This is a genomic window from Methylobacterium sp. 13MFTsu3.1M2, assembly GCF_900112625.1.
GTDB lineage: Bacteria > Pseudomonadota > Alphaproteobacteria > Rhizobiales > Beijerinckiaceae > Methylobacterium.
In genome coordinates this window covers 41876-67456 of sequence record NZ_FOMM01000034.1, presented here as the reverse complement: position 1 = coordinate 67456, position 25581 = coordinate 41876, and the positions used below count along the sequence as shown (strand labels likewise).

Genomic DNA, 25581 nt, shown 5'->3' with positions numbered 1-25581 from the left:
GACGCCGTGCGGCGCGCGGCCGCCGGCGCCCAGGCCGGCTACACGATGACGCTCGGCATCGAGCCCGACCGGCCGGCCACCGATTACGGCTACATCCGCCGCGGCGAGCCGATCGGCGAGGCTCCGGGCGCGGCCCGCGTCGCCCGCTTCGTCGAGAAGCCGGACCGGGCCGGCGCCGAGGCGCTGATCACCGACGGCGCCCTGTGGAACTCGGGCTACTTCCTGTTCCGCGCCGACCTGATGCTGGCCGAGCTGGAGGCGTTCGTCCCCGAGGTGCTGGCGGCCGCGCGCGCGGCCCTGGAGGCGGCGGTGACCGACCTCGACTTCGTGCGCCTCGACGCGGCGGCCTTCGCCCAGGCGCCCAAGATCTCGATCGACTACGCGGTGATGGAGCGGACCGCCCGGGCCGGCGTGCTGCCGGTGTCGTTCGCGTGGTCGGATGTCGGCACCTGGGACGCGGTCTGGCAGGTGCTGGACCACGACGAGGCCGGCAACGCCGTGCGCGGCCGGGTGTCGCTGATCGGGACCAAGAACAGCCTGGTGCACAGCCAGGGCGAGGGCCTGACGGCGGTGGTGGGCCTGGAGGACGTCGTGGTGGTCTCGACCCCCGACGCGGTGCTGGTGGCCTCCAAGGCGCAGTCCGGCAAGGTGAAGGAGCTGGTCGGCGCCCTGCGGGCGCAGGGCGCACCGGAGGCGGACGCGCACCTGCGGATGTACCGGCCCTGGGGCTGGTACCAGCGCATCGACCTCGGCGAGCGCTTCCAGGTGAAGCGGATCCAGGTGGTGCCGGGCGGGCGGCTGTCGCTGCAGAAGCACTACCACCGGGCGGAGCACTGGGTGGTGGTGCGCGGCACCGCCGAGGTCACGATCGACGAGCGGGTGGTGCTGGTCCACGAGAACGAGGCGGTCTACCTGCCGATCGGGTCGATGCACCGGCTGGCCAACCCGGGCAAGATCCCGCTGGAGCTGATCGAGGTCCAGGTCGGCTCCTACACCGGCGAGGACGACATCATCCGCGTCGAGGACATCTACGGACGCTCAGAGTGATCGGAGGGGATTCAGCGCTGCCAAATGCAAAAATCATGCTATAAATCAATAAATTGGATGTTATATTCGCGCCCTCAACACGACCCGTACGGGGCTTTTAGCGAAAAACGGGCGGGATCAACCTAAATTGTACCCCATTTTGAGTATCGCCTCGATGAGGGCCGCTTTGTGGAGGTGAAGCACGGCCGTTGAGAACAGCGCGTATGGACAGCCTGGACTTGCTTCGTTTTAGATACTGCTGGCGATGGGTGAATCGGTTGAGATGATGGGCGTTTCCGGATCATGGCGCAGAGCGCGCCTTGTCCGGGAGATCGAGAATGTCTCTCCATCCCACACCCGATTTCGGCGTCTCACACAAGGACCAACGCCTATGCCTTCGTGAGCTATGCCGCCTGTCCGGTCAAAACAGGGTGCGGTTCAGCAGCGTCACCGACTTTGGATCTAACGGTCACGCAACGTCTGCACCACTCCGCTTTAATCAGCCTCATGTCGCAATAAACTCAGATCGCAGGAATTTATACCTGTTGCCGCGCCCTCGCATTATATGTGATACGCAGTCACATGGAGGAGCATCCTCTTACCGATGAGTTTCTACAAGCAAGCAACTCATATTATGACGATAGCAATAACATTCCGTCCCAGACATTAGATCGATCCTTGAGCTTACCGAGAAATGCAAACACTTGATAATCCAAAGCCCGGGTTTATTGCTCATATTGCCCCTCGAACTGTCGTCCTAAAAATTTTAATGGCCGGATCATATGCAACTCCAATAAGAATTATTCATCCAATCGATGTTGATCTGATCACGTGGTCGTTTTTTGGGTTTTCTGAACGGCAAATCTCCGATCCAAGTTGCTTACTTGTCTTGAGTTGTCAGGAGGAACGTACCTTCTTTAGCATTCCTTCTATTGTAGTCCGTACGCATATATGCGATCAACACATTGTTTTGTCATCGACACCAATCCACCTTTCGCACGCAGAGATGTCATCCATTGCCAAGGCCATTGTTTCCTCTTTGAAGCCGGAGATTCTTACAAATTTCGATGCCTTGATCCCGATCTTGAGCGCGGATTTAGACGCGATCTTGCAAGACTGCGCGACGGGGGATTTCACCGTCAGAATCAGCGATAGGACTGATATTTGGGTGGTAAACGGGTTAGATTTTGTTCCGGATTGCGTGATCGTGCGGTTATTAAATGGTTACGCTTGCAGCTCCATCGAGTCTGTTCGTTTCCATGCTGCTCGCAGAGCAACCATAACACTCACGACAAGTGTTCCGATGAGCGACCAATCAGTTAGTCGAGTCATTTTGAGCGGGAACGGTCGATACGTGGCGGCTCGCGTGATCGGAGCGATGTGAGCGCATGGCGACCGAGGGGAAGCCGACCGTTCTGGTCGTGACACCCATGCCCACGGCACCGACAAGCGCCGGCAACCGGCGGCGGCTCTCGGCGACCTGCGAGGCGCTCCGACGGGGCGGGTTCGCGATCGATCTCGCCTATCTCCAGCACGAAGACCAAGTCTATCGCCGCTTCGGGCAGCATCCACCGACCGATGCGGCCGCGATGGCGGCTGCCTTCGATCGCGTCTTCTCCGTCCCCGCCGCGACGCCGATCCCGTTGAAGACCTGGACGGGCGGCTTCACGATCGACGCCTGGTGCCCGCCCGAACTCGACGCGTTCGTGGCCTGGTATTTCGAGAGGCATGCCGACACGTGCGCGATCGTCGTCAACTACGTGTTCCTGTCGCGGTGCCTCGACGCGGTTCCGGACGGGGTGCTGCGTATCATCGACACGCATGACCGTTTCGCGGACCGACATCTCCAGTACCGGCCTTTCCGTGCCGAGCCAAATTTCTTCTATACGGACCGCGCGTCGGAAGCCGTCGGCCTGTCGCGCGCGGACATGGTTCTCGCGATCCAATCGGCGGAGGCGGACTATTTCCGCGGCCTCGTCGATCGAGACGTGTACCTGCTACCGCCGGTCTTCGCCGAGCGCGCGAAGTTTCGGGCACCCGGCCGGCTGACCCGGTTCGGCTTCATCGGCCACGGGAACGATCCCAATCTCTTCTCGATCAGCAAGTTCGCCCACGGCTGGGCGGCTTCCTGGCGGCCGGACCTCCCCGTTCTCGTCATCGCCGGCGAGATCTGCGGGAGCCTGAACGGGCTGGACCTACCCGGCGTCCAGCTGGCGGGATATGTCGACGCGGTCGAAACCTTCTACGCGGGCGTCGATGCGGTGGTCGCGCCGATGCTGATGGGAAGCGGTCTCAAGATGAAGGTCGCCGAAGCGCTGTCGCTGGGTCGGCCGGTGATCGGCACGCGAATCGCGTTCGAGGGATTCGACACCGACCATCCGGCTCACCGACTGGAGGGGGTGGCCGACACCGTCGCGGCGGTCCTGAGCCTTCACGACGACCCGGACGCCCTCGCGACCCTGACCGCGGCCTGCGCGGATCTGCTCGCGCGCTACAACGCCAGGGCCGCGACCTGCGAGGCCGCTTGGTTGGACGCGATCCCGCGCCGCTCGGCGCGACGCGCGATTTCGCCCGCCGCGCGCGCGCCGGAAGTGTCGACCACGGCGGGAGCGGGGATCGTCGTCAGGGAGGAACGCTCCCTGCGCTCCCTGCCGGTCTTGGACGAGGACGGCGGCGTTCTCGTAGCGACCGAGAATCCCTCGCCCGCGACCGCCCGCGAGGCAGGCTACGCGCCGGAGCGGCGGCGCTGGTTCGTGAGCCCGGAGCCGGACGGGGGTGTGCCGCCTGCGGGTGGACTCCCGGCGCTGCACGGAGGTCCGGTCAGCCTCTCCCCGGAATGGATCCACCGCCGCGCTCTTCCGCGAGCGGCCCGGGAGGCGATCGCCGGGTCTCTCGGCGAGGCCCAGGCCGACTGGAGAGCGGACGGCCGCCTGATCGGGTACGAGGCCGATGGGCTGACGGTGGTGACCTGCGTCCCGAGCTTCCTCGTCGCGCGGACGCGGGCGACCGCGGCCTTCCTGCTCGGGGACGGGGAGGCGGCACGGGAGTTGCGGCTGACCGGCACGGCGGCTCTGGCGCGCTCCCCCGGCCTCGCTTTTGCCGCGACCCGGGGCGAGCTGACACCTGTGCCCGCCAGCCTCACCTTCGAGCCCTTGGAGATCGACGGATCCGCCTCACCGATTCCGGCAGCGCGCAAGGTGCCGTCCCGGCTGAAGGCGGTGCTGTTTCTCAGCGATGACCTCGTGGGCCTGATCCGCCTCGCTCCGTCGGGCAACACCCGCCTTGAAGTCCAGTGATGAAGAAACTCGAGGCGGTTGATCCCCACTACGGAAGGCTTGCCGCGATCGCGGAGGCACGCCTCATCGGGAACGCCATCGCGCGCAACGGCCTCCGGATCGCCTTCCCGCCGGTCGCGGCGCCGGACGTCTCGATCGTTGTCGTCTCGCTCAATGCCCGCGATCTGCTGACGCTGACGCTCTATCGCCTCGCCACGCAACAGGCTTTCGCGGGCGCGTCGTTCGAGGTGATCGTCGTCGACAACGCCTCCGACGCGGAGACCCTCACCGTCCTCGATCTGCTCGACGGGGCCACGGTCGTCCGCAACGCGGAGAATGTCGGGTACGGCCCGGCTTGCAACCAGGGGGCCGCAGCAGCCCGCGGGCGCTACCTCCTCTTCCTCAACCCCGACGTGGAGCTGATGCCCGGCGCTCTCGGCGCCCTGGTGTCTCCGTTCTCGGATGCGACTGTCGGCATCGTCGGCGCCCACCTCGTGTTTCCCGGCGGCTATCTGCAGGAGAGCGGCGCGTTCTTCCGCGACGATGCGCAGATCACGCACCCCTACGGCCGCGGGAACGCGAACCCGCTCCTGGCGGAGGGCACGTTCCAGCGCGACGTCGGCTACGTCTCGGGTGCCGTGCTCATGATCGAGCGCGCACTCTTCGCGGATCTGGGCGGCTTCGACGACCTCTTCGCCCCGGCCTATTTCGAGGACACGGACCTGTGCGTCCGCTGTCACCAGGCCGGGCGGCGCGTCATCTACCAGCCGCGGGCGAGCGCGATCCATTTCGAGAATGCCACGACGCCGGTCCGGGCCGACGTCGAGGCGCTGATCGATCGCAACCGGGTCCGCTTCCTCGAGCGGCACCGGTCATGGCTGTTCCCGCATGCGGGACCGCGCTTCGGCGACCGCACGCACAATGCCTGGGCGCTCAAGGTGCTCTACATCGACGACGGCGTGCCCCATATCGACCTCGGTGCGGGCATGCCGCGGGCGAACTTCATCGTCGCCACCCTGGCTCGGCTCGGCTATCAGGTGACCGTCTATCCGGTCTACCGCGCGGATCCGGAGATCGCGCAGCGGTACCGCGACCTCCCCGACACCGTCGAGATCCTCGATGCCGAGGAGGGGGCGGGACTCGCGCGGCTGATCGACGAGCGGCAGGACCACTACGACGTGCTCTGGGTCAGCCGCCCGCACAACATCGATCTGGTCTGCCAGATCTTCCAGAACCGGGACATGGCGCTGCGCGATTTCGCGCGGAGCCGCGTCATCTTCGATTCGGAGGCCCTGTTCTGCCTGCGGGCCTTCCTCGAGGGGACCCTGCGGGACGGTTACGGATTCGGCGCGCATCTGGCGGCCTCCGCACGCCGGGAAACCCGCAACTTCGCGCAGGCCGACCATGTCGTCTGCGTCTCGGAGGCGGAAGCGCGCCTGCTTCAGTTCCACGGCGTGCGCAACACCGCGGTGCTCGGCCACGCCTTCGCGTCGCAGCCGGAGGGCGCGGCCGATCTGGACGGCCGCAGCGGCTTCGTGTTCATCGGGTCGCTGGAGCACGAGAACTCGCCGAACGTCGATTCGCTGATCTGGTTCATCGAGACCGTCTGGCCGGAGGTCCATCGCGCCCTGCCGCGCGTGCCGTTCACCATTATCGGGCAGGTCACCCCGGATCTGCGCGCGCGCCTGTCGGCACCGAACGTCGCCGTGATGGGCCGGGTCCCGGACCCGACGCCGCTCCTCGACCGGGCGCGCGTCTTCGTCGCCCCCACACGCTTCGCCGCCGGGATGCCCCACAAGGTCCACGCCGCCGTAGCGCAGGGGCTCCCCTGCCTGCTCACGCCGATCCTGGCGGAGCAACTCGGCTGGCCCGAGGGCTCCGGATACCTAACGCGGGACTGGCGCGACCCGGATTCCTTCATCGCCGGGCTGATCGAGCTCCACGAGGATGCCGAGGCCTGGCGGCGGCTGCAGCGCGCTGGGCTGGCGCAGGTGGCGCAGGATTGCTCCCCCGTGGCCTACGCGGAGAAGCTCCGGTCCCTCTGCGAGGCGCCGGTCTTCGCATGAGTCAGCCATCCCTCAAGCGGGCCGCGATCCGGACGATCTCGAAGGTGTTCCGGCGCGTCGTCATCGGGCGCGTGCCGGGATTGTTCGACGCGGCCTATTACCTGAGGCACAACGGCGACGTCGCGGCCTCGGGCATCGACCCCTACCTCCACTACGTCTGGCGCGGCGCCGCCGAGAATCGCGATCCCGCCGAGGATTTCGACACGGCCTTCTTCCGCAACCAGAGCGGCAAGACCCGCCTCGATCCGGTGCGGCATTACCTGCGGTTCGGGTCCGCCGCCGGGCTCGACCCGCATCCCGGCTTCAGCAGCACCTCCTACCTGATCCGCTACCCCGACGTGACGGCCTCGGGTGTCAACCCGCTGCTGCACTACCGGACGAACGGCCGGCGCGAGGGCCGCGTGGCCCAGCCGTCGGCGGCCAAGACCATGAACATCTCGGCCCTGCGCGCGGTGCCGTCCCGGCACCTGCGCAGCCTGCCGGAGGAGGGACGTGCCTTCTCGATCACGCTGCTGCGCGCGTTCCCGGCCGGTGACACGTTCAAGTCGGTGAAGCGCTTCTGCTTCCTGCTCAAGCTGACCCATGACGAGATCGCCCTGCTCGTGGGCGCGTTCGACACGATGCTCACCAGCGGCCACGCGGCGATCACGCTGGAGGTCTTGGCCGACACGGACACAAGGGGCAAGCCGGAGACCCGCGACGAACGACCGAAGCTCGATACGGTGCTCTTCGCTTTCGAGCATTGCTATGTGGCCGCGCAGGGCAACAGCATTCGAATTAGATACGCAGAACTCCGGCTTTGGGATCTACGAGAAGAGGAAGCCCGGGTAGCGGAAATTTTCCCGGACGGCGCTGTAGAGTTCCGCATCTGAATCGCTCCCTACCCAGGGCGTAAGTCGGCCGTGCATCTGTGATCGCCCTATGATGGAAGCTTGTCAGCACGGCAACTTTCGAACGCTCCAAGTACACAAGCTTCGCGTGTGCATGAACTGCGTAACCTTGATGCTCTCGACGATGTCCAACATCAATCGACCAGCGGTACGGCCGGCGCCGGCGCGGTCTCAACGGTCGACGTACTCCGCCGCGACGAGCCTGCGCAGGCCCGCTTCGAGAGCGATGCGCGGCCGCCAGCCGGTCCGGTCGAGGAACCGCGTCGAGTCGAGCATCTTGTAGGCCGCGCCCTGGAACGAGCCGGGCGGGCTGACCAGGGGGACGGACCAGTCGAGGGCGACCAGGGCCGCCCGCGCCACCGCCTCGACGGTGACGGGCGTGTTGGCGGCGCAGTTGAGGATCTCGTTGTCGAACGCCCGGTCCGCCGCCAGGATCGCGTCGATCTGGTCGTCGACGTACAGCACCTCGCGGACGGTCTGCGGGTTGCCCCAGACCTCGAACTGCGCAGCGCCCGCCGCCTTCTCCCGCACGGCCCGGTCGAGCAGGGCGCCGACGAAGTGGCTGCGGTCGGAGGCCTTGTTGTCGTGCGGCCCGTACTGGGTCGCCAGTACGCAGTGCAGGAAACTCAGGCCGTACTGGTGCGCGTAGGCCGCCGAGCCCGTCGCCAGGACCTGCTTGGCGAGCCCGTAGCCGATCACCGAGGGATGCGTGGGTCCCTGCCCGAACCGCGCCTCGGAGAGCGGCTCCGCCGATTCCGGATAGGTGCAGGACGAGCCCGTGGAGACGAGCTTGGCGTGCGGCTGGAACAGGCGCCACGCCTCGAGGACGTTCAGGTGGACCCGGGCGTTGATCGCCAGGAGCTCGCCCTGGATGTCGTACTGCACCGCGCCGGTGCGCTGGCGGGTCACCACGTGGAAGATCCGGCCGGCCGGGGGCGCAGCGCGCAGCGCCCGCTCGACGTTCGCCCAGTCGGAAAGGTCACCCGCCGCCCGACCGATCCCGACGACCTCGCGGCCCTCGGCCCGGAGCCGCGGGACGAGGTTGCGCCCGAGGAAGCCGTCCGCCCCGATGACGATGTCGCGCTCAGGCCCCGGCATGGTGCGCCCCGTCGCGATAGGCCTCGCGATACCACGCGATCGTCGGCCGCAGCCCGTCCGCGAGTCCCGTGAAGGTCGACATCCCGAATCGCTCGCGCAGCCGCTGGTTGGTCGAGCGGCGGGCGAGCACGCCGTGGGTCGCCGTGTCGGGGGCGTGCACCGGCCGATTCTCGCCCGCCACCTCCAGGATGGTGCGGGCGAGGTCGAGCAGGGTCGTGGTCTCGCCGCGGCAGAGATTGAGCGCGTCGCTCGTCTCCCGCATCTCCAGGGAGCGGACGAACACGTCGACGACGTCGCCGACGTAGATGAAGTCGCGCTCGACCAGCGGGTTGCCCTTGATCTCGAAGCGCTCCCCCGGTGCGAGCGCGCGCATCACGAAGGCCGGCAGGACGTGCGCTTTGCGCGGATCCGTCGAGTCGTGGGGACCGTAGGGGTTGCTCAGGCGGAAGCTGATCGTGTGGATCCCGTAGCGCTCGGCGTGGAGGTCGGCGATCACCTCCGACCAGCGCTTCGACCACGCGTAGAAGGCCTCGTTCCGGTTGGGCGGCGCGTTGAGGTCGACAGCCTGCGCGTCGTCGAGGGGATCGAGGGCCGCCGGGTAGACCGCGACGCTCGAGGCCGCGCGCACCTCGCGGATGCCCTTCGTCAGGCAGAACCGGTAGAGGCGGTTGGCGATCTCGGCATTGCCGGTCAGCAGGTCGCTCTGCGCCGTTTCGAACTTGTCGGCGTCGTAGCGCTGCGCGGCCACGTTGACAACGATGGCGTCGGCGGGGACCGACAGCGCCTCCAGGGCATCGAAGCGCGCGGCCTCATGCGCCCCCGGCACCGCGCGGCCGGAGGGACTGACCGCGATCAGCCGCAGCACGCGGTCGGCGAGATGCGCGACGAGGTTGCGGCCGACGAACCCGGTCGCACCGACGACGACGACGGTCTCGGGCAAGGAGGATCGGGAGACGGCAGCCACGCTCAGACCGCCTTCGGCAGGTCGGCGGCGGTGATCACCTTGAGTTCCGGCACCGGAACGATGAAGGCGCCGCCGTTCTCGAGGTAGCGGCGCTCGCGCGCCAGGAACTCGTCGATGAAGTTCCAGGCGAGCACCAGGTAGGCGTCGGGCGCGGGCACGCTGCCCTCCTCGACGATCGGGATGCGGGCGCCGGGGATCAGCCGGCCGAACTTCAGCGGATTCTTCTCGACCGCGTACTGGACCAGACGCGGGCCGATGCCGAAGGCGTTGAGCAGCGTCGCGCCCTTGGCCGGGGCACCGTAGGCGTGGACCGTCTTCCCCTCGGCGTGCATGCGCTCCAGCAGGTCGAGCAGCGCCGCCTGCAGGCGGCGGACGTTCTCGGCGAAGCCGACATAGGTCTCGAACTTGTCGTAGTCGCGGGCCTCCTCGTCGGTGCGCATGCGCTTGACCGCATCGCTGACCGGGTGCGCGCCGGGGAAGCCGACATGCGCCTCGAGGGAACCGCCGTGGACCGGCACCACGCAGACGTCGAAGACCTCCAGGCCGTGACGCGCGAACAGCTGCTCCAGGGAACGGAGCGTGTAGTAGCACAGGTGCTCGTGGTAGATCTGATCGAAGGCGGTGTTCTCGATCATGCCGCCCAGGTAGATCGCCTGCACGACGAAGACGCCGTCCGGCTTGAGCAGCGTGACGATGCCTTTCACGACGCTGTGCAGTTCCTCCAGGTGGAAGAAGACGCCGGCGGCGGTGATCAGGCTCGCCGGTCCGTCCTGCGCGCGGACGATCTCGGCGGTCTCCGCGTTGAAGAAGCGGTTCAGCGTCGGCACGCCGGCGGCGCGGGCCAGTTCCACCACGTTCGAGGCAGGCTCGACGCCGCAGCGGCGCAGGCCGAAGGGCTCGTACTGCCGCAGCCACGTGCCGTCGTTGCTGCCGATGTCGACGACGAGGTCCTGCGGTCCGAGGTCGTACCGCTCCACGAGCCGGGCCGCCGTCTGGCGGAAATGCTCCACCAGCGTCTTCGTCGTGCCCGAGACGTAGGGGTAGTCGCTGAACATGCTCTCCTTCGGGATCGTGTGATCGATCTGGACGAGCGTGCAGTCGTGGCAGAAGCCGGCGCGCAGGGGGAAATGCGGCTCGCGCCGGTCGGCGAGCTCCGGCGGGATCAGGCGGTTGCAGTGCGGCTGATCGGTCAGGTCGAGGAACAGCTCGACATCGCGTCCGTCGCAGACGCGGCATGCCATGGCGAGTTTCGTTCCCGTCATCCTACGACCTGTGACATCCGCGGCGCGACGCTCTACGACCCCGAGAGGCTTATCGGGTGGGCGAGGGCAGCGCAACGCGCGGCCGCAGCGCGATCGAAGTCAGAGCCGAAAGACGAGACAGTTTTGCCATCGCGCATATCGCTCAGCCGCGAAGATCCACAATGACCGCCGCGGATATCCGGAGAGCTATGCCGGATTTTAGGTGACGGCGGTGGTCAGGCGGCGCGGTGATCTGGGCTCGCGGCGACCTCGGTCCCGTCGCGGAAGATGACGCCGGCCACGACCTTCGGCAACTGGTTTTCGCCCTTCAGCCGGCGCCAGGTTTTCGACGCCGCCATCACCAGCTTGAACACCATCAGCTTGGCGGTCGTGGCCGAGAGCGCCCCCTTGGTCCGCACGGTCCGATGCCGCACCGTAGCAAACACGCTCTCGATCGGGTTCGAGCTGCGCAGGTGATCCCAGTGCTCGGCCGGGAAGTCGTAGAACGCCAACAGCCTGTCACGATCCTTGGTCAGGCAGGCGGCGGCCCGAGGGTACTTGGCCCCGTACTTCTCGACGAAGACGGCCAGCGCCACCTCGGCTGCCGCCCGGGTCGGCGCGCCGTGGATCTCGCGCAGGTCCGCCTTCATCGCCGGCTGGATGGACTTCGGCACCTTGTCGAGGACGTTGGCCGCCTTGTGAACCCAACACCGCTGGTGAGCGGTGCCGGGGAAGACCTCGTCCAGCGCCCGCCAGAAGCCGAGAGCGCCGTCGCCGACCGCGATCTCGGGCGCGATCGAAAGCCCGCGCCGCTTCACGTCGACGAGCAGCTCCCGCCAGCTCTGGGCACTCTCGCGCACGCCCACCTGGAAGCCGACGAGCTCCTTGCGACCCTCGGGCGTCGCCCCGATCAGCACGAGCATGCACTCGGTCTGCTCCTCCATCCGGGCCTGCAGGTAGACGCCGTCGGCCCAGACGTAGGCATAGCGGCGCGCGGAGAGATCGCGGCCCTGCCAGCGGGCATACTCGTCCGCCCAGGCCGCGGTCAGCCGGGCGATGACGGCCGGCGACAGGTTCGGGGCGTCACGACCCAGCAGGGCGGCCAGCGCGTCCTGAAAGTCGCCGGTCGAGACACCGCGCAGGTACAGGACCGGCAGCAGCGCATCCAGGCTGGGGGTGCGCCGCGCCCATTTCGGCAGGATGGTCGAGGTGAACCGGACCCGGTCCTCAGACCCGCTCGCACCGCGGTCCCGGACACGGACCCGCGCGACCGGCACCGGGCCGATGCCGGTCTGGATCGCCCGCTCCGGCCCGTGACCGTGCCGCACCAGCCGGGCCCGTCCATCCTGCAGTCGCAGGTCCTGCATCGCGCTCAAGAACGCGTCCGCCTCCATCTCGACAGCTTGGGCGAGCAGGCGGCGAGCGCCGCTACGCAGCACCTCGGTCAGGGGATCGTCGAGGTCTTCGGGATGACGAAGTCGGACGACGTTGGTAGGTGTCTCCATGGCGTATCGCTCTCACTGAGAGGTTCTGGCAGGCTCGACACCCGCCTCGATACGCCGCCTTCAACACACCGTCGTCACCCAATCTCCCGCATAGCTCATATCCGGAAGCACAAGCCCCGAGCCCGAAGAAAGCGATGATCTCGACACCGAGTTGGACAGTCCGCCAATCCCACTACGTCATGAAGGATCGCTGGCTCCGTCTCCGTGCCGACGACTGCGTGACGCCGTCGGGTCACATCGTCGATCCCTATTACGTGCTCGAGACGCCGGACATCGCCCTCGTGCTGGGCATCGACGCGGCCGATCACGTCATCCTCGTACGCCAGTACCGTCACGCCTATGGGGGCCCGAGCCTGGAGCTTCCGGGCGGGGCCATCGACCCCGCCGACCCCGACATCCTCGCGGCCGCCGAGCGCGAGATGCGCGAGGAGACCGGCTACATCTTCGCCGATGCCGAGCGCGTGGTCACCCTGAACGCGGATCCGGCCCGCTACGCCAACCGCATGCATCTCGTCCGCGCGCGCGTGACTGCGGCCGGGCCGGCGCAGCCGGATCCCGGCGAGGACATCGCCGTCGTGCGCGTCCCGCGAGCCGAGGCCTTACAGCTCGCCCAGTCGGGCTCCATCGTCGGAGCCGTGCACGCCGCCATGCTCCTGATCGGCCTGTCCGGCACGCGATGATGGCCGTCACCGGATTGTGGATCGAGCGATCGAACCGCTGACAAGACCCGCGCGTTCCGCCACTACGATTAATCATCGGTTAAAGAGCGGATTCAAGCGTGCCCGATTACGATATCCAGATCGTCGCTCCGCGAGATCGGAAAGCCGCGGACGCGGAGCGCGAGACTCCGCCCAAGCGCAAGCTCGACTGGGATCGCGCCATGCGCGAGGCCGCGGAAGCGGAACTCTCGATCCAGTCGCACGACTGAGCGTGCCGGACGACGAAGCGCGCCCGGCGAGGGCCCGCACTTCCCGGGGCCCTTCCTACCCCGTCAGCGCGACCTCTCGCAGGAAGGCGAGCAGGTCGTCCGACCTGAAGTGATGCACGGCGAGCCCCGCCGCACGGCCGGCGGCGAGATCCGTCTCGTGATCGCCGACCAGGAAGCTGCGCGCGCGGTCGATGTCCCAATGGGCCATCAGGTCGAGGATCATGCCGGGCTCGGGCTTTCGCCATCCGTGGACCGCCCTGTAGGCCTCGACCGTCCCGTCCGGATGATAGGGGCAGTAGCGGAGATCATCGATATGCGCGCCGGCCTCGCGCAGGTCGTCCCGCATCCACGCGGTCAGACGGGCGACGTCGGCCTCGGTGTAGAAGCCGCGGGCGACCCCCGCTTGGTTCGTGACGACGAACACGAAGTAGCCGGCCTCATTCAGCGCGCGGACGGCGTCGCGCGCGCCCGCCATCCACTGGAACCGGTCCACGGAACCGACATACCCGTGGTCGTGATTGAGAACGCCGTCGCGATCGAGGAAGGCGGCCGGTCTTCTCCGACGGGCCGGGATCTCTTCCTGGGCCCGGGCGTAGCTCTCGGGCACGCCGATATCGAGGAAGTAGCCGTCATGGGCCTCGCCGACCACGCGGCCCTCGGCGACCAGCGCGGGCAGGACGTCCCGTTCCAGTGAGCAGGCCGGGGGCAGGCCGGTGAGTGCATCGCGGCGTACCAGGTAGACGCCGGCGTTGACGAGACCGGGACCCGGCTCAGGCGGCCGCTCGAGGAAGGCTGTGATCCGGACGCCGTCGAGGAGCGCGACGCCGTAGCGCGCGGCGTTCGGCACCCGGCGGAGCGACAGGACCATCGCCGCATCGGGGTGACGCGCCGCCATGGCGGCCAAGGACAGCAGGTTCACGTCGAACCACGAGTCTCCGTTCAGAAGGAGAAAGGTCTCGTCGGCCTCGGGAAGGGCGTGCACGACGGCGCCCCCGGTCCCGGCCTGCTCCGGCTCGACCGACACCCGCAGCGTCATGCCGAAGCGTCGCGCGACCGGGTTGTCGGCGGCGTAGGCGCGGATCTTCTCGCTGTGGAACGAGGCCAGCAGCACGATCTCGGTGAAGCCGTGGCGGCCGAGTTCGAACAGCAGCACGTCCAGGAACGGCTCACCCGATACCGGCAGCAGCGGCTTGGGCATCGCCGAGGTCAGCGCGCCGAGGCGCGTGCCGAAGCCGCCGCACAGGATCATGGCTTGCCGGACGGGGCCTCCACCCTTCCGCTCTGGCTCGGTCACAGGCCGTCCCTCACGCTGCCGTCCCGCGCGGGAACAGGCTTTCCTCGACGAGGCCGCAGACGATGTGCGCGGCGGTGATGTGGATCTGCTGGATCAGCGGCGTGGCGTCCGTCGGCGCGTGCAGGCAGACATCCGCCCGCTCGGGCATCGCCCCGCCCGTCGCGCCCGTGAAGGCGACGACCCGCAGACCCAGGCCGCGGGCCGCGTCCATCGCCTTCAGCACGCTCGGCGAACGCCCCGACGTGGAGAGCGCCAGCAGGACATCGCCCGGCCGCCCGAGGGCCAGAACCTGCCGCTCGAACACGTGCTCGTAGCCGTAATCGTTGCCGATCGCGGTGATCACCGAGGTGTCGGTGGTCAGCGCCACGGCCGCGGCCGGCGGCCGGTCGTAGTTGAGCCGCGAGACGAACTCGCCCGCGATGTGCTGCGCGTCGGCGGCGCTGCCGCCGTTGCCGATCGTCAGGAGCTTGCCGCCGCCGCGCAGGGACGCGGTCACGAGATCGGCGGTCTCGGTGAGGGTCGCGTGGAAGCGGGAATCGTCGAGGGCGGCCTGGAAGGTGTCACGGGTCCGCGTGAGAAAATCGACGATGGCGCTCATGATCACCTCGGTCCGTTCCCGCGCCGGCCGCCGTGTCGGGCCGACCGGCGGCGCGTTCGCTGCAGGCCGCCCATCCCGATCAGACGTTGGCGAACCGCGAGTTGCGGATCATCCGGAAGCCCTTGATCAGCTCCTTGATGCCCCGGTCGAGGTCGAAATCGGGGAACCAGCCGGTCGCCTCCAGCTTCGCGTTGGACACGATGTAGTCGCGCTTGTCCGGGTCCTCGCCGATCGGGGCCTCGACGTAGACGAAGTTCGGAACGTGCGCCTTGATGCGCGCGCAGAGCTCCAGCTTCGACAGGTTGGCGCTCGACAGGCCGAGATTGTACGCCTCGCCGCGCATCCGGTCGTAATTGTCCATCGCATGGATGAAGCCTTTGGCGACGTCGCGGATGTGGATGTAGTTGCGCTTGAAGTGGCCCTCGAAGACCAGGAGCGCCCGGTCGGTCACGGCCCGGTGGGTGAAGTCGTTGACGAGGAGGTCGAGCCGCATGCGCGGCGCCATGCCGAACACCGTCGCGAGCCGCAGGCTGACGCCGCGCCCGCTGTCGAGCACGGCCTTCTCGGCCTCCACCTTGGTGGTGCCGTAGAGCGAGATCGGCCGCAGGGGCGATTCCTCGGTGCAGAACTTGCCGGCCTCGCCGACGCCGTAGCCCGAGTTGGTCGTCGGGTAGACGATCCTCTGCTCGCCGCCCGCGCGCTGCGCCAGCGCCACCACGGCGTCGCGGTTGAGCGTCGTGGCGCCGATCGCGTCCTCCTTGCACAGGGGCGCGCCGACCAGGGCCGCGAGGGGGATGAGCACGTCGTGCTTCGGGATCAGCTCGTCCAGGATGCGCGTGTCGCGCGCGTCACCCTTGATCGGCTCGAACGTGTCGTACTGGCAGGCCGAGAACAGGTCCGGGGCGCCGGACTTGAACGTGTCGAGCACCGTCACGTGATGCCCGCGCTCCAGCAGCATCGGCACCAGGATCGTCCCGATGTAGCCCGCGCCGCCGGTGATCAGAATTCGCATCGTTGCCTCTCGTCGCGATGGGTCCGCGGCCCGGCTGCGGCCGGGCTGGGGCCTGTGAGGACGCCGCTCAGCGCGTCTGGCGATAGATCAGGGTGGACCCGTCGACGTCGATGCCGATCGGAACGACGGACAGCGGCGCGACCCGCTCGATCAGGGCCGGAAGCCGATCGGGATCGATCAGAGCGAGGAAGAAGCCGCCCCCGCCCGCGCCGCACAGCTTCGCCCCGTAAGCCCCCGACGCGATAATCGCTTCGAACAGATCGTCGAGCACCGCGTTCGAGACCTCACGCGACAGGGTCCGCTTGATGCGCCACGAGGCGGAGAGCATCTCGCCGAGCTGCGCGAGCCAGCCGCTCGTCCCCGCTTCGAGCAGAGAGACGCATTCCTCGACGAGGCGGTAGAGCTCGGACAATTCCTTGTCGATCGCACGCGCGCGCGTCACGGCGATCTGCGCGGCGACCGTCGTCGTCGCGCGCCGCGCGATGCCCGTATGGACCAGCACCATCGACGCGTTGAGTTGCTGAATGGCGGCAGAACTCATCTGAACGGGCGAGATCCGTATGGCGGATCCGCTAAAATCGAACCGGTTGATCCCGCCGAAGGCGGCGTGGAGCTGGTCCTGCACGCCGACGTTTTCGCGCAGGATCTCGCGCTCGACGTGTATCGCCTTCTTGGCGAGTTCGATCTTCGTAGGTTTCTGATTTTGAATCGCGTATATCGTTCTCAGAAATCCCACAGTGAACGCTGAGGACGAACCGAGACCGCTACCTGCCGCAGGCAAATCGGAGATGATGCTCATATCGAGCCGTCGATTGACGTCGAAATATTTGAGCACCGCCCGCACCACCGGATGCTCGATCTCGTCGATGTGCCCGCAGTGCTCGACGCGGGAATAGCTCAATCTATAATTATAATCCTGACACCCTATCAAATCCAGCGCGGCTATGATGATGTACTTATCAATAGCGGCGCCGACGACCGCTCCAGGCGCCCGCTCAAAATATTCCGGGTAATCTGTGCCGCCGCCGAACAAGCTTATTCGAAGCGGCGTCCGAGTCACGGTCAGCATGAAGGTATTCCGCCGCTCCTATCCGCCCAGGCAGATCTCAGACGCACAGCCCCCATGCGAAAGGCGACAGCGCTCGCTTCATCGACCCATATCTCGACTCTATCAACACATTCTTGTGCGCGGGAAACATATTTTAGCGCTCTATCGAATACAGCCTCGCGACGCCTCATATTGCCACAAACATCCAAATCACATGTATTGACCTACACACAACAAATATAGGCAGCGCTGGATTAATTCAGCGACGCACGGAATTCCTCTGAACTGATGACAGTCCCCAGAAGTTGCCTCCGCGAGATCTTTCCCGCATTCAGCTGGGCAGACCAGTGCCGCAGCGCATCGTCCTCCGCGTCCCGTCCCAGAACGATACGGTACAGATCCATCACGAACGGCATGGTGTGCTTCCCCGACTGCTGCTGATCGAAGGCACCGGATTGGATGTACTCGACAAGCAGCAGCGAACGGCTTCGCCCGCGCGGCGAACTTGTGATCACGTCGCAGATCGCGCGGCTCAATTGAGGGGGCCACTCGTCGAGGTTCTGTCGCAGAAAGGAGGCCACGTTCCCGATCGCCTCAATCTCATCGACCGCCACGAGGTGCCCCAGTCGCCGCGTTTCGGCGACACGCTCCGACAAGGCAATCGTCAAACTGACCACGTTCGAGAGATCGAGACCCTGCGAATGCATCCTGACCACAGCCGAAACTTGGAGGTGAGCTCGTAGGACTCAATGCTGGAATCATGGTTAAGAGAGGGTAAACGGTATTGCGCAGAGGCGCGTGCGGCGCCTTCGTGAGGATCCCGTGCGCGCGCCCGGCTCCCGTCGCGGACGTTGTGATGCACGGCGTTTCGCGGCATCAGTGATCGATCCCAACTCAATCGACACTGACGGAACCGCCGTGAGCAGCCTGAGATTCGGTACGAGTGGCTTGAGGGGCCTGGTGACGGACCTCGTCGGAGGGCCGGCCTACGCCTATGCCAGCGCGTTCTTCCGCTCCATGTCGGGCGAAGCCCCCCGGGCAGTCGTGATCGGACGAGACCTGCGCGACAGTAGCCCGAGCATCGCCGCGACGGTGGCGGATGCCGCTGCGGCAACGGGCTTCACGGCGATCGAATGCGGCGCCCTCCCGACACCGGCCCTCGCCCTCGAGGCGATGCGACGCGGCGCCTGGGCAGTCATGATCACGGGAAGCCACATCCCGGAGGATCGAAACGGACTCAAATTCTACCGGCCCGACGGAGAGATCACGAAGGCGGACGAGGCGGCAATCTTGGCCGCTCTGGACCGCCGCGCACACGCCGGCGTGTCGGCGGAACGGACCCCTGCCACACCCGAACCCCGCGCCCTGGCCCGCTACCAGCACCGCTATATCGACGCATTCCCGTCCGAGATGCTGGCTGGCCTGCGCATCGCGATCTACCAGCAGAGTTCCGTCGCCCGCGATCTCCTGGCCGATCTGCTCACCGGCTTCGGCGCACAAGTCACGACGATCGGCCGGTCCGAGACTTTCGTGCCCATCGACACCGAGGCACATCGGCCCGAGGATATCGCGTTCATTCGTGACGCGATGGCCTCGGGCGATTTCGACGCGCTCGTGACCACCGATGGCGACGCCGACCGGCCTCTCATCGCCGATGAGGCGGGCCGGATCGTGCGTGGCGACGTGCTCGGCCTGATTACGGCACGCTTCCTCGGGGCCGACGCGGTCGTGGTGCCCGTGACGGCCGGTTCGGCGCTGGAGCGTTCCGGCGGCTTCAAGCAGGTCCTGCGCACGAGAGTGGGCTCGCCCTACGTCATCGCCGGCATGGAACAAGTGCGGCGCTCCGGTGCGGCCATCGTGGCGGGCTTCGAGGCGAATGGCGGCTTCCTGCTCGGCTCGGACATCACACGCGACGGCAGAACCCTCCCGGCCCTGCCGACGCGCGATGCCATGCTGCCGATCCTGGCGACACTGGCCGCGACGCGCGCGGCCGGCACCTCGCTGGCCGACCTCGTGACCTCCCTCGATGCGGGGGAGATGGCGAGCGACCGGCTCCCCAACACGCCGTCCGAACGGAGCAGCGCCTTCCTGGGCCGCTTGCGCGAGGAGGCCTTCCGGGTGTCGTTCCTCCGACCGATCGGAGCGCCGGAATCCATCGACGAGCAGGATGGGATCCGGATCGAGCTGGACGGCGGGCGGACGATCCACTTCCGGGCTTCCGGCAACGCGCCGGAGTTGCGCTGCTACGCTGAGGCCAAGTCGGTGACCGAGGCTCAGAATCTCGTGCGATGGGGCCTCGCGACAGCCGCCACCGCCATGGCCGAAGCGATCTAGAGAACAGGGATTGCCGTGCCATCTCGATAACCGGTCCACCTCGGTGGCTGTGATCACGTAAGGCCGCTGTCGCTTGACGCCGAGGTGTCACCAACCGCGTTACGAACCCGTCCCCTCCCGGGCCTGTTGAGCTACCGAATGCCGAAGAATCTCGCTCACGACATTGACACGAAGTTCATTCGCCAGATCCAGCAGCAACAGATCGAACTGTCGCTGCTGCGGGCCGAACGCGACCGCGCCGTGCGCGACCGCGATCTGGCCCAGGCGCGGGCCGAAGGCCATACGAAGCTAATCGACGCCTTGTTGGAGAGCCTTCGTCCCTACGGGTTCAGCCGTAAAGGGTTCCTGTCCGCTATTCGTAGGGCGGCCCAGACCATCCCCGATCACGGCGTTGATTCGGTTCAGCACACGGTCCTGTTCGACGGCTCAAATCGGATCCTACAGACGCGGCACGGCGCCTCGATCCGCCCGTTCCAGACCCAACCCCATCGATCCCAAGTAACAGGTTGAGCAGAGAGCCATGGATGTCGAGCTCCTGACGGTGTTCAATGCACTGGTCAATCTCAGGGACAATCTGGAAGCGCCGCCGCATATCGTGAGCTCGGAGCTCGATTTCCTCTCATTTGCGGCGAAGAGAGCGCCCCTTTCCAACGCGCAGCTTCTACAGGATCTGTGGGCGCTGTACGAATTGAATGAGAAGCGGAACGGATATTTCGTCGAATTTGGTGCCTGCGATGGTATAAGCCTGAGCAACACGCTTCTTCTTGAGAAGGCCTATGGCTGGCAGGGCGCTCTCGCCGAGCCTGCCCGCGCTTGGCATGCGGCATTGTATGATAACCGAAACTGCTACATCACTGACAAGTGCGTTCACAAGACCAATGGCGTCGAAGTCTTGTTCAATGAGGTTGATATCGGCGAGCTGTCCGGGATGGATGAATTCGCAGCAGGCGATTTTCATTCCCAATTTCGTCAAGATAGGCGACAATACCCAGTCCAGACAATCTCGCTGGACCGTTTTCTCTCGGAGGCGCGGGCGCCGAAGCAGATCGACTACATGAGCATCGATGTAGAGGGCGGCGAGTTCGACGTCCTGGAGAGCTTCGATTTTACAAGCTACGATATCGCGCTAATAAGTGTCGAACACAACTTCTCCGACAGCCGCGACAAGATATATGGCCTTCTGACCGGACTCGGCTATCGCCGACGATTCCGGCAACTCTCGCTGTTCGATGATTGGTACGTCCGACCTGATCTGGTCGCAGCATCGACCTAACGGAGCCGGCATGTCAGCACAGACCGCGATCGAGATCCTCGACTCGATGTTCGACCTTTTCAAGCAGATGGGCAGCGGGATCGCACTCGACTTGCACTGGCTAGAGATCGCCCAGCGCCTTCACCGTGTACGCGCCGAAGCGACTTGGTCGGGCGATTTGGATTTTGTCGCCACCAAGCTGAAGGCTCAAGCTGCCTATTATGCGACGGCCTACAGGCAGCCCGACGGGTCCGAGCATATGCGGCGACTCAACGCCGAGAGACTCGAGGAGGTTGTCAAATGCTACTCGATCCTACGCGCGCATCTTGAGCAACAAATTCCGTCAGCTCAGCACGCCTGAAACGTGCAATTTAAATCGAGAATTGAGATCGGTCGTAAGTCGATCAAAGCTGGCGAAATTAGGATGGGAGAATACGTTTAGCGCGAGCCGGCATAACAATATAAATGCGCGCCAAATTTAACGAAGGACTATCAATATGAAATATTTTGGCGCAGGCGATTTGGGCAAATTAATCGTTAGTTATAAGTATTCCAAATTTTCCCGCACTATCGATCAAAATTGCATGGCCATCTTTGGTGCGTGGGCAGAACCCAGTCAATATTACATCGCTCGTAAAATTGACATCAGCTCGGTGGCTGGGAACGCTGCCTGCCTGGCGGACTATTCGGCGGAGTAGGCAGGCTTGCGCATAAGTTCGCGGTAGAGCAGTTGAAAAATTAGCCCTCTCCGTCGCCAAATACGGCGCCGCGAGGTTGCAGACCGACGCGGAGCGATGTTTGGTCGATGGTCCGACCAGAACTGTGTACATCACCTGCGCAAATCTCAACACGCGCGGGGACGATGCAATCGAACCCGAATAGTGCAGCGTCGCTAACCGACCATAGTGCATCTTCCAACGCTGAGTCCATAGCTCACCCGAGCGAATGCTTGAGCTTCAGCCTAAACCCGAGGCTGCAAGCTTTGCATTCTATCTCAGCCAGGACGATCTGGCGGAGACCATCCGGCTTCTCTCCCGTCGCTACAGCCGCACATCTGGCGTGGTCAGACCCGTTATCGAAGCGCGTTCCATATAGATTCTGAAATCAAACTCAGAAGTGGCTCGGGGAAGGATGCCTAGCGTGGTCGCCATTTCTGGCCTCTCTTGATCGAGCCGCCTCCGCTTGGATGTATCCAAGGACCGTCATTAGTCCAGCGGGCAGGCCCGGAGTAACTGCCTCCCACAACGCGGATCTTTCGGCGGCATCAAGATTCATGTCGGGAATGAGAAGAAGCTCACCGCTCTCTGCACAATGCTCAACGGCGACGATCCTACCATCGGTCAGCGCATCGATCCCGATCGCGATAGCGTTGAGGGCGTCATCAACCTTAGCTCGGGCCTCCGCCATGATCCCTTCTCTTTCGGCTGCCATCCCAGCCTCGAACCGAGCGATCTTCTCCTCCGCGATTTCCAACCGTCGCTCGCGGGCATCCAGAACTGCCCGCTCTTCGGCGAGATCCTGCGCCGCTACGGCCTTGGCCTCGTCGCGAGCCGCATCTACCAGCCGGCCGTAACGCTCTGGATCGAGGTGCTCGGCGGGCTGATTGACCTTGCGCGTGCCGCGACGAAGCGTGCGATCCAGAGTCTTGGCGGCGTGAGCTGCCCATGAAGTCTGAAGCGCGCCGAACGCGGTTGGGTCCTCAGGATGTAGAGCACGGTGCGCTTCGAGTGCGGCCGTCACCGACACGATGGTGACATCATCTTTGAACCGATTTAGCTTTGCAGCGCGGGTCGGCGCGGCCACGATGTCCACGACCCCGCCGCCCTTCTCATCGAGATCCTGCCGCCAGGCCACGACGCAGGGCCTCCCCCCGCCAAGTGCTCGCTGGACCCAGTCCACAGCTTGTTGAGCCAACTGAACGTTCCGCGTATTTTGGGGATCGTGCAATTCGCCGACTTCAGTGATCCAGCCGGGGCTGACGCTTACGAGGACGTGGAGGCCGATCGGCGCGCGTCCGTATAGTCGGGCACCGTTTGCTTTGAGGAAGCCTTCGAGCGCCTTCGAGAGATCCAGCGGGTTCTCCGCATAGTCCGATCCCGAGCGGTTGAGCGGCGTTCGAGCCGGGTCCACACGCGCCTTGCTGCTGGGATCAAGCCGCAGACCGTGCGACGCGATGCGGGCTAGCTCGCTGCGGTCTCTGATACGTTCGACACGGACACACGTGAAATGTGTCATGGTTCGCGCCCCCTGGCCTGTTCGTTTCTCTAGCTTGGCCAGGTGCGACGAAAATCGCGATGGTCCCTGATGAGTCGTAACCTCAAGGGTCAGCGTCGGACCTCGTTCATGAGCACCTCATGCTTGGAGGGATCGCTCCTGGGCAACATCTCCCGTCCGATGCGAAGCAGAAAAATTTTATCCCAATCCCGAGCGGGTTCAGGGATAGGTTCAGGACCCACTAGGGGACCTAGTGAGCGCCATGCCCGAGGTCACGCCGATCTAAATTTTTCGCTTCCGATTTTCATCGCCGTCAGCGCCTATCCTCCCGGCATACCGCGAGGTCCCAACCATGGCTGCCGGAACCTTCAATTTGAAGCGCTTCTTCGTTGCGAAGGCAGCGGCGTTGCAGGAGGCTTCCCGGATTCTGAGTCCACGCGGAGAGGGCGCCCGAGCTTCGATCACCATCCTTGGCGACACCATTGGATATGCCGCTGACCTCGACGCGCGGGTTCATGAGGCTCGGACCGTGACCACGAATGGCGTCGTCAAGCGATTGCCGGCCCACATGAAGGTCGCAACTGTCGATATCGGCCCGGCGCTCGACGCCAGCACGGGAGGCGAACTGTCGCCATCCACGATTCGCGCCTCGATCCTGGCACAACACGGGGAAGCCGCCCGTGCGGCGATCCTCCACCGTGATGGGCCAGAACCTATCGTCGTAGTCATGCTCGAACCTGAGGATCAACAGTTCCGTGCACGCCGAGCATTCGATCCCTTGTGGCGTGAGACTTCCGTAAAGGTCGGTGTTTCCGGTAGCGCAGTTTCGCAGACTGGCGACGTCGGTGAACAAGTGTCTCGAGGGAAGAGTCGAGAGAGCTCAAACGAATCTGAAGAAGAAATCTCGATATCAATTACAATCGTTGATGATGACAAAAATTCACCAGATATATCTAAAAATTACAGTCTCGATGATTACGCAAGTAATTTGCAGCCTATTCAGCACGGTAGAATGCACGATCGTTGCAGAGTCACGGCTCATGCGGGTGACAGAATATCACCGGAGGGCGATATACCCTCTCCGGCGATCGATCACGTTAATCTACTGTCGCACAGCGAGAGTTTCGCGCGCATTGACAACAGCCTCGACCAAGCGAATCAGCCGCCTGACCGAGCCGCCTCGCCAGGATCGTCGAAGCAACGCGATCTCCTCGCCGTCGAGCGGCGCAATGAAGGCGGGAGCGAGCTCGTGATCGGCCGCGATTCCTGCCAGGACCGGTTCGAGCAGAGCATCGAGATCTGCGTGGCTCGGGGCCGGCATTTCCAGCACGCGCAGGCGATCAAGCAGAGGGGCGGGCAAGTTGCCGATCTCATTACCAGTGGCCAGCCACGAGACACGGCTGATATCAGTCTCCGTCTGGAAACAAGGGTCTTGGTAGGTTCGGGCGGTCTCCGGTTCGAGCATCGAAAGCAGGGCATCCCAGAGCCTACCGTGATCCGAACGGGTCGCGGATTTCTCCAATTCATCGATCTGCATCAGGGGGTTGGCACTACCGGTCCGAGCTACCGCCATGATCGGATGCGCCGGTTCCGATGTCGCCCAACGGCGGTCGAGGCCACCCAGCGATGCGCCGGCGTCGCGCGTCGCATCGACTCGCCACAACCCCAGCCCGAGATGGAAGGCAATCCTGGCGATGAGGCGGGTCTTGCCGGCTCCCGGCGGCCCGATCAGCAGGGTCGGCCGGAACGTGGTGTACTCACGTCCGATCAGGTCGGCCAGAAGCCTGTCGATCGTAACCTGAGCGTAAGGAAATTCGAAGACGAGCCGCGTGCGTACGGCTGCGAGATCCGGCACGGCGACCAGCGGGAGCGGCTTGCCGATGATGTGCTCATAACCGCGGGCGATGGATTTGCCGCGGTCACTCCCGGTTTCCTGGATCGCCGGAACGACGAGGACGTGGCCTTTGTGCACTTCCGCGGGTGGGGCATCGGCATCCGGCCGCTGTGGCATGGTGTCGACGGTCGCCGCCTTCTCTCGCTGGCGCGCCTCGCTTTTTTTGACGAGCTGAGCCTCGATCGACTTCCATCTGCGCCGCTCCCGCGTCGCCGCGCTGTCTGCGACGGGTCGTGTCAAGACCTCCCCAACGGGCACGAGCGCGTGGACGAGTGCCACGTCGCTGGCGAAGGCATCATCGGCGCCACAGGCCAGGGCGGCGGCCGCTGCAATGGCGCTGCTCGTCTTCTCGGAGAACGTCAGAAGCGCGTCCGTGAGCGCGTCGTGCCAAGCAGCCTGCAGCGCGACAGCGAGATCGGTCGCCCCGGTGATGTCCGAATCGGCACCCTGTTCGGCGACGCGTCCGATAGTGAGGCGCGTCTGCGCCTCGGCCAGCGCTGCAAACCCATTCCGGAGGTCGAGAACCGCTTCGCGTTCCAGCCACAGGGGCTGGGCCAAGCGCGCTGCAGCTCTGCGATCATCGCCGGCGCAGGACAACAGCGTCGCGACATCGGCCAACGCCCGCGCCACAGGCTGATCGTGCTCCACGGCCCAAACGTCGAGGAACCGGATCAGAGTGGATCGTCGGGCTATCCATCGACGGTCACGCCACAAGCCGCCTTCCGAAGAGGCCGCCCCGATCCAGGCGGAGACGAGCGCCTCGGCATCCGGGGCGAGGGTGGTGATCTCGAGGGCGAGCTCAGAGCAAGCAGAAGCCACGCGCAGATCCTGAGCGAGGCAGGCGCGCAGGCGGCGCGGAAGCATCGGTTCGATCAGGCGACGTGCCGCCTCGGAGTCGATCTGCAGAGCAGGCGGGGTCGAAGAGAATGCCATCGGCTTCCT

Annotated in this window: 23 protein-coding genes; 11 read left to right on the top strand and 12 right to left on the bottom strand. The window is 65.3% G+C overall.

Annotated features, from left to right (window positions below; translation table 11 throughout):
• From BM314_RS26830 to BM314_RS26815, 5 genes are all read left to right on the top strand, one after another.
• Window positions 1-1047: mannose-1-phosphate guanylyltransferase/mannose-6-phosphate isomerase (locus BM314_RS26830; RefSeq protein WP_091981453.1), on the top strand; the 1047-nt coding region annotated here is incomplete at its 5' end.
• Between the two features lie 673 nt (window positions 1048-1720).
• Window positions 1721-2410: a hypothetical protein gene (locus BM314_RS30295; protein ID WP_139237887.1), complete on the top strand. Its 690-nt coding sequence runs from the start codon at window positions 1721-1723 to the stop codon at window positions 2408-2410.
• 4 nt (window positions 2411-2414) lie between these two features.
• Window positions 2415-4322, top strand: coding sequence for a glycosyltransferase (locus BM314_RS26825; protein WP_091981447.1), 1908 nt, complete (start codon window positions 2415-2417; stop codon window positions 4320-4322).
• The gene (locus BM314_RS26820) at window positions 4322-6367 is read left to right on the top strand and encodes a glycosyltransferase (RefSeq protein WP_091981444.1); all 2046 of its coding nucleotides are present in this window, start codon (window positions 4322-4324) and stop codon (window positions 6365-6367) included. The genes BM314_RS26825 and BM314_RS26820 overlap by 1 nt, the downstream gene beginning before the upstream one ends.
• Window positions 6364-7239: a hypothetical protein gene (locus BM314_RS26815; RefSeq protein WP_091981443.1), complete on the top strand. Its 876-nt coding sequence runs from the start codon at window positions 6364-6366 to the stop codon at window positions 7237-7239. Before BM314_RS26820 ends, BM314_RS26815 begins: the two co-directional genes overlap by 4 nt.
• A gap of 189 nt (window positions 7240-7428) precedes the next feature.
• On the opposite strand, the gene BM314_RS26810 is transcribed toward BM314_RS26815, so the two are convergent.
• The 4 genes from BM314_RS26810 to BM314_RS26795 all read right to left on the bottom strand — a co-directional run bounded on the left by BM314_RS26810 (window position 7429) and on the right by BM314_RS26795 (window position 12065).
• Window positions 7429-8355, bottom strand: a complete 927-nt coding sequence (locus BM314_RS26810) for an NAD-dependent epimerase/dehydratase family protein (protein WP_091981441.1) — start codon at window positions 8353-8355, stop codon at window positions 7429-7431.
• Window positions 8342-9295 carry an NAD-dependent epimerase/dehydratase family protein gene (locus BM314_RS26805; protein WP_244540050.1) on the bottom strand — a complete coding sequence of 318 codons (954 nt, stop codon included), beginning with the start codon at window positions 9293-9295 and terminating at the stop codon, window positions 8342-8344. The genes BM314_RS26810 and BM314_RS26805 overlap by 14 nt, the downstream gene beginning before the upstream one ends.
• Window positions 9296-9321: 26 nt before the next feature.
• Entirely contained in the window at window positions 9322-10581 is a 1260-nt protein-coding gene (locus BM314_RS26800) for a class I SAM-dependent methyltransferase (RefSeq protein WP_244540049.1), read from the bottom strand.
• A 215-nt stretch (window positions 10582-10796) separates the two neighbouring features.
• Entirely contained in the window at window positions 10797-12065 is a 1269-nt protein-coding gene (locus BM314_RS26795; protein ID WP_091981434.1) for an IS256 family transposase, read from the bottom strand.
• 218 nt (window positions 12066-12283) lie between these two features.
• On the opposite strand from BM314_RS26795, the gene BM314_RS26790 reads away from it, so the two are divergent.
• Both BM314_RS26790 and BM314_RS30770 read left to right on the top strand, forming a co-directional pair.
• On the top strand, window positions 12284-12745 hold the full coding sequence (locus tag BM314_RS26790; protein ID WP_244540048.1) for an NUDIX hydrolase: 462 nt from the start codon (window positions 12284-12286) through the stop codon (window positions 12743-12745).
• 98 nt (window positions 12746-12843) lie between these two features.
• Entirely contained in the window at window positions 12844-12993 is a 150-nt protein-coding gene (locus tag BM314_RS30770; protein ID WP_020094679.1) for a hypothetical protein, read from the top strand.
• Window positions 12994-13048: 55 nt separating this feature from the next.
• Here BM314_RS30770 and BM314_RS26785 read toward each other — a convergent pair whose 3' ends face one another.
• The 5 genes from BM314_RS26785 to BM314_RS26765 all read right to left on the bottom strand — a co-directional run bounded on the left by BM314_RS26785 (window position 13049) and on the right by BM314_RS26765 (window position 17652).
• Window positions 13049-14287 (bottom strand): HAD-IIIA family hydrolase, encoded by a 1239-nt coding sequence (locus tag BM314_RS26785; RefSeq protein ID WP_244540047.1) that lies wholly within the window; start codon window positions 14285-14287, stop codon window positions 13049-13051.
• A 10-nt stretch (window positions 14288-14297) separates the two neighbouring features.
• Window positions 14298-14885, bottom strand: a complete 588-nt coding sequence (locus BM314_RS26780; protein WP_091981451.1) for a D-sedoheptulose 7-phosphate isomerase — start codon at window positions 14883-14885, stop codon at window positions 14298-14300.
• A gap of 79 nt (window positions 14886-14964) precedes the next feature.
• On the bottom strand, window positions 14965-15897 hold the full coding sequence (locus tag BM314_RS26775; RefSeq protein ID WP_091981426.1) for an NAD-dependent epimerase/dehydratase family protein: 933 nt from the start codon (window positions 15895-15897) through the stop codon (window positions 14965-14967).
• A gap of 67 nt (window positions 15898-15964) precedes the next feature.
• On the bottom strand, window positions 15965-16966 hold the full coding sequence (locus tag BM314_RS26770; protein ID WP_091981425.1) for a GHMP family kinase ATP-binding protein: 1002 nt from the start codon (window positions 16964-16966) through the stop codon (window positions 15965-15967).
• Window positions 16967-17199: 233 nt separating this feature from the next.
• The gene (locus BM314_RS26765; RefSeq protein ID WP_041372277.1) at window positions 17200-17652 is read right to left on the bottom strand and encodes a DUF4214 domain-containing protein; all 453 of its coding nucleotides are present in this window, start codon (window positions 17650-17652) and stop codon (window positions 17200-17202) included.
• A 211-nt stretch (window positions 17653-17863) separates the two neighbouring features.
• On the opposite strand from BM314_RS26765, the gene BM314_RS26760 reads away from it, so the two are divergent.
• The 4 genes from BM314_RS26760 to BM314_RS26745 all read left to right on the top strand — a co-directional run bounded on the left by BM314_RS26760 (window position 17864) and on the right by BM314_RS26745 (window position 20892).
• Window positions 17864-19279, top strand: coding sequence for a phosphomannomutase (locus BM314_RS26760; RefSeq protein ID WP_091981422.1), 1416 nt, complete (start codon window positions 17864-17866; stop codon window positions 19277-19279).
• Window positions 19280-19417: 138 nt separating this feature from the next.
• A complete protein-coding gene (locus BM314_RS26755; protein ID WP_091981420.1) occupies window positions 19418-19789 on the top strand; it encodes a hypothetical protein in 372 nt (123 codons plus the stop codon).
• Between the two features lie 10 nt (window positions 19790-19799).
• A complete protein-coding gene (locus BM314_RS26750) occupies window positions 19800-20552 on the top strand; it encodes an FkbM family methyltransferase (RefSeq protein WP_091981418.1) in 753 nt (250 codons plus the stop codon).
• A 10-nt stretch (window positions 20553-20562) separates the two neighbouring features.
• Window positions 20563-20892 carry a hypothetical protein gene (locus BM314_RS26745; RefSeq protein ID WP_091981415.1) on the top strand — a complete coding sequence of 110 codons (330 nt, stop codon included), beginning with the start codon at window positions 20563-20565 and terminating at the stop codon, window positions 20890-20892.
• A 749-nt stretch (window positions 20893-21641) separates the two neighbouring features.
• Here BM314_RS26745 and BM314_RS30290 read toward each other — a convergent pair.
• The 3 genes from BM314_RS30290 to BM314_RS31105 form a co-directional block, all read right to left on the bottom strand.
• A complete protein-coding gene (locus tag BM314_RS30290) occupies window positions 21642-22766 on the bottom strand; it encodes a plasmid recombination protein (RefSeq protein WP_139237886.1) in 1125 nt (374 codons plus the stop codon).
• A 292-nt stretch (window positions 22767-23058) separates the two neighbouring features.
• A complete protein-coding gene (locus BM314_RS30285) occupies window positions 23059-23598 on the bottom strand; it encodes a hypothetical protein (RefSeq protein WP_139237885.1) in 540 nt (179 codons plus the stop codon).
• A 249-nt stretch (window positions 23599-23847) separates the two neighbouring features.
• Complete coding sequence (locus BM314_RS31105; protein WP_244540046.1) at window positions 23848-25572, bottom strand: AAA family ATPase; 1725 nt, start codon at window positions 25570-25572, stop codon at window positions 23848-23850.
• Window positions 25573-25581: the final 9 nt, after the last annotated feature.

Coding starts and splice junctions, on each gene's coding strand:
- BM314_RS30295 (WP_139237887.1), top strand. CDS start 1,721: ATGCAAACACTTGATAATCCAAAGCCCGGGTTTATTGCTCATATTGCC.
- BM314_RS26825 (WP_091981447.1), top strand. CDS start 2,415: ATGGCGACCGAGGGGAAGCCGACCGTTCTGGTCGTGACACCCATGCCC.
- BM314_RS26820 (WP_091981444.1), top strand. CDS start 4,322: ATGAAGAAACTCGAGGCGGTTGATCCCCACTACGGAAGGCTTGCCGCG.
- BM314_RS26815 (WP_091981443.1), top strand. CDS start 6,364: ATGAGTCAGCCATCCCTCAAGCGGGCCGCGATCCGGACGATCTCGAAG.
- BM314_RS26810 (WP_091981441.1), bottom strand. CDS start 8,355: ATGCCGGGGCCTGAGCGCGACATCGTCATCGGGGCGGACGGCTTCCTC.
- BM314_RS26800 (WP_244540049.1), bottom strand. CDS start 10,581: ATGACGGGAACGAAACTCGCCATGGCATGCCGCGTCTGCGACGGACGC.
- BM314_RS26795 (WP_091981434.1), bottom strand. CDS start 12,065: ATGGAGACACCTACCAACGTCGTCCGACTTCGTCATCCCGAAGACCTC.
- BM314_RS26780 (WP_091981451.1), bottom strand. CDS start 14,885: ATGAGCGCCATCGTCGATTTTCTCACGCGGACCCGTGACACCTTCCAG.
- BM314_RS26775 (WP_091981426.1), bottom strand. CDS start 15,897: ATGCGAATTCTGATCACCGGCGGCGCGGGCTACATCGGGACGATCCTG.
- BM314_RS26770 (WP_091981425.1), bottom strand. CDS start 16,966: ATGCTGACCGTGACTCGGACGCCGCTTCGAATAAGCTTGTTCGGCGGC.
- BM314_RS26765 (WP_041372277.1), bottom strand. CDS start 17,652: ATGCATTCGCAGGGTCTCGATCTCTCGAACGTGGTCAGTTTGACGATT.
- BM314_RS26755 (WP_091981420.1), top strand. CDS start 19,418: ATGCCGAAGAATCTCGCTCACGACATTGACACGAAGTTCATTCGCCAG.
- BM314_RS26750 (WP_091981418.1), top strand. CDS start 19,800: ATGGATGTCGAGCTCCTGACGGTGTTCAATGCACTGGTCAATCTCAGG.
- BM314_RS26745 (WP_091981415.1), top strand. CDS start 20,563: ATGTCAGCACAGACCGCGATCGAGATCCTCGACTCGATGTTCGACCTT.
- BM314_RS30290 (WP_139237886.1), bottom strand. CDS start 22,766: ATGACACATTTCACGTGTGTCCGTGTCGAACGTATCAGAGACCGCAGC.
- BM314_RS31105 (WP_244540046.1), bottom strand. CDS start 25,572: ATGGCATTCTCTTCGACCCCGCCTGCTCTGCAGATCGACTCCGAGGCG.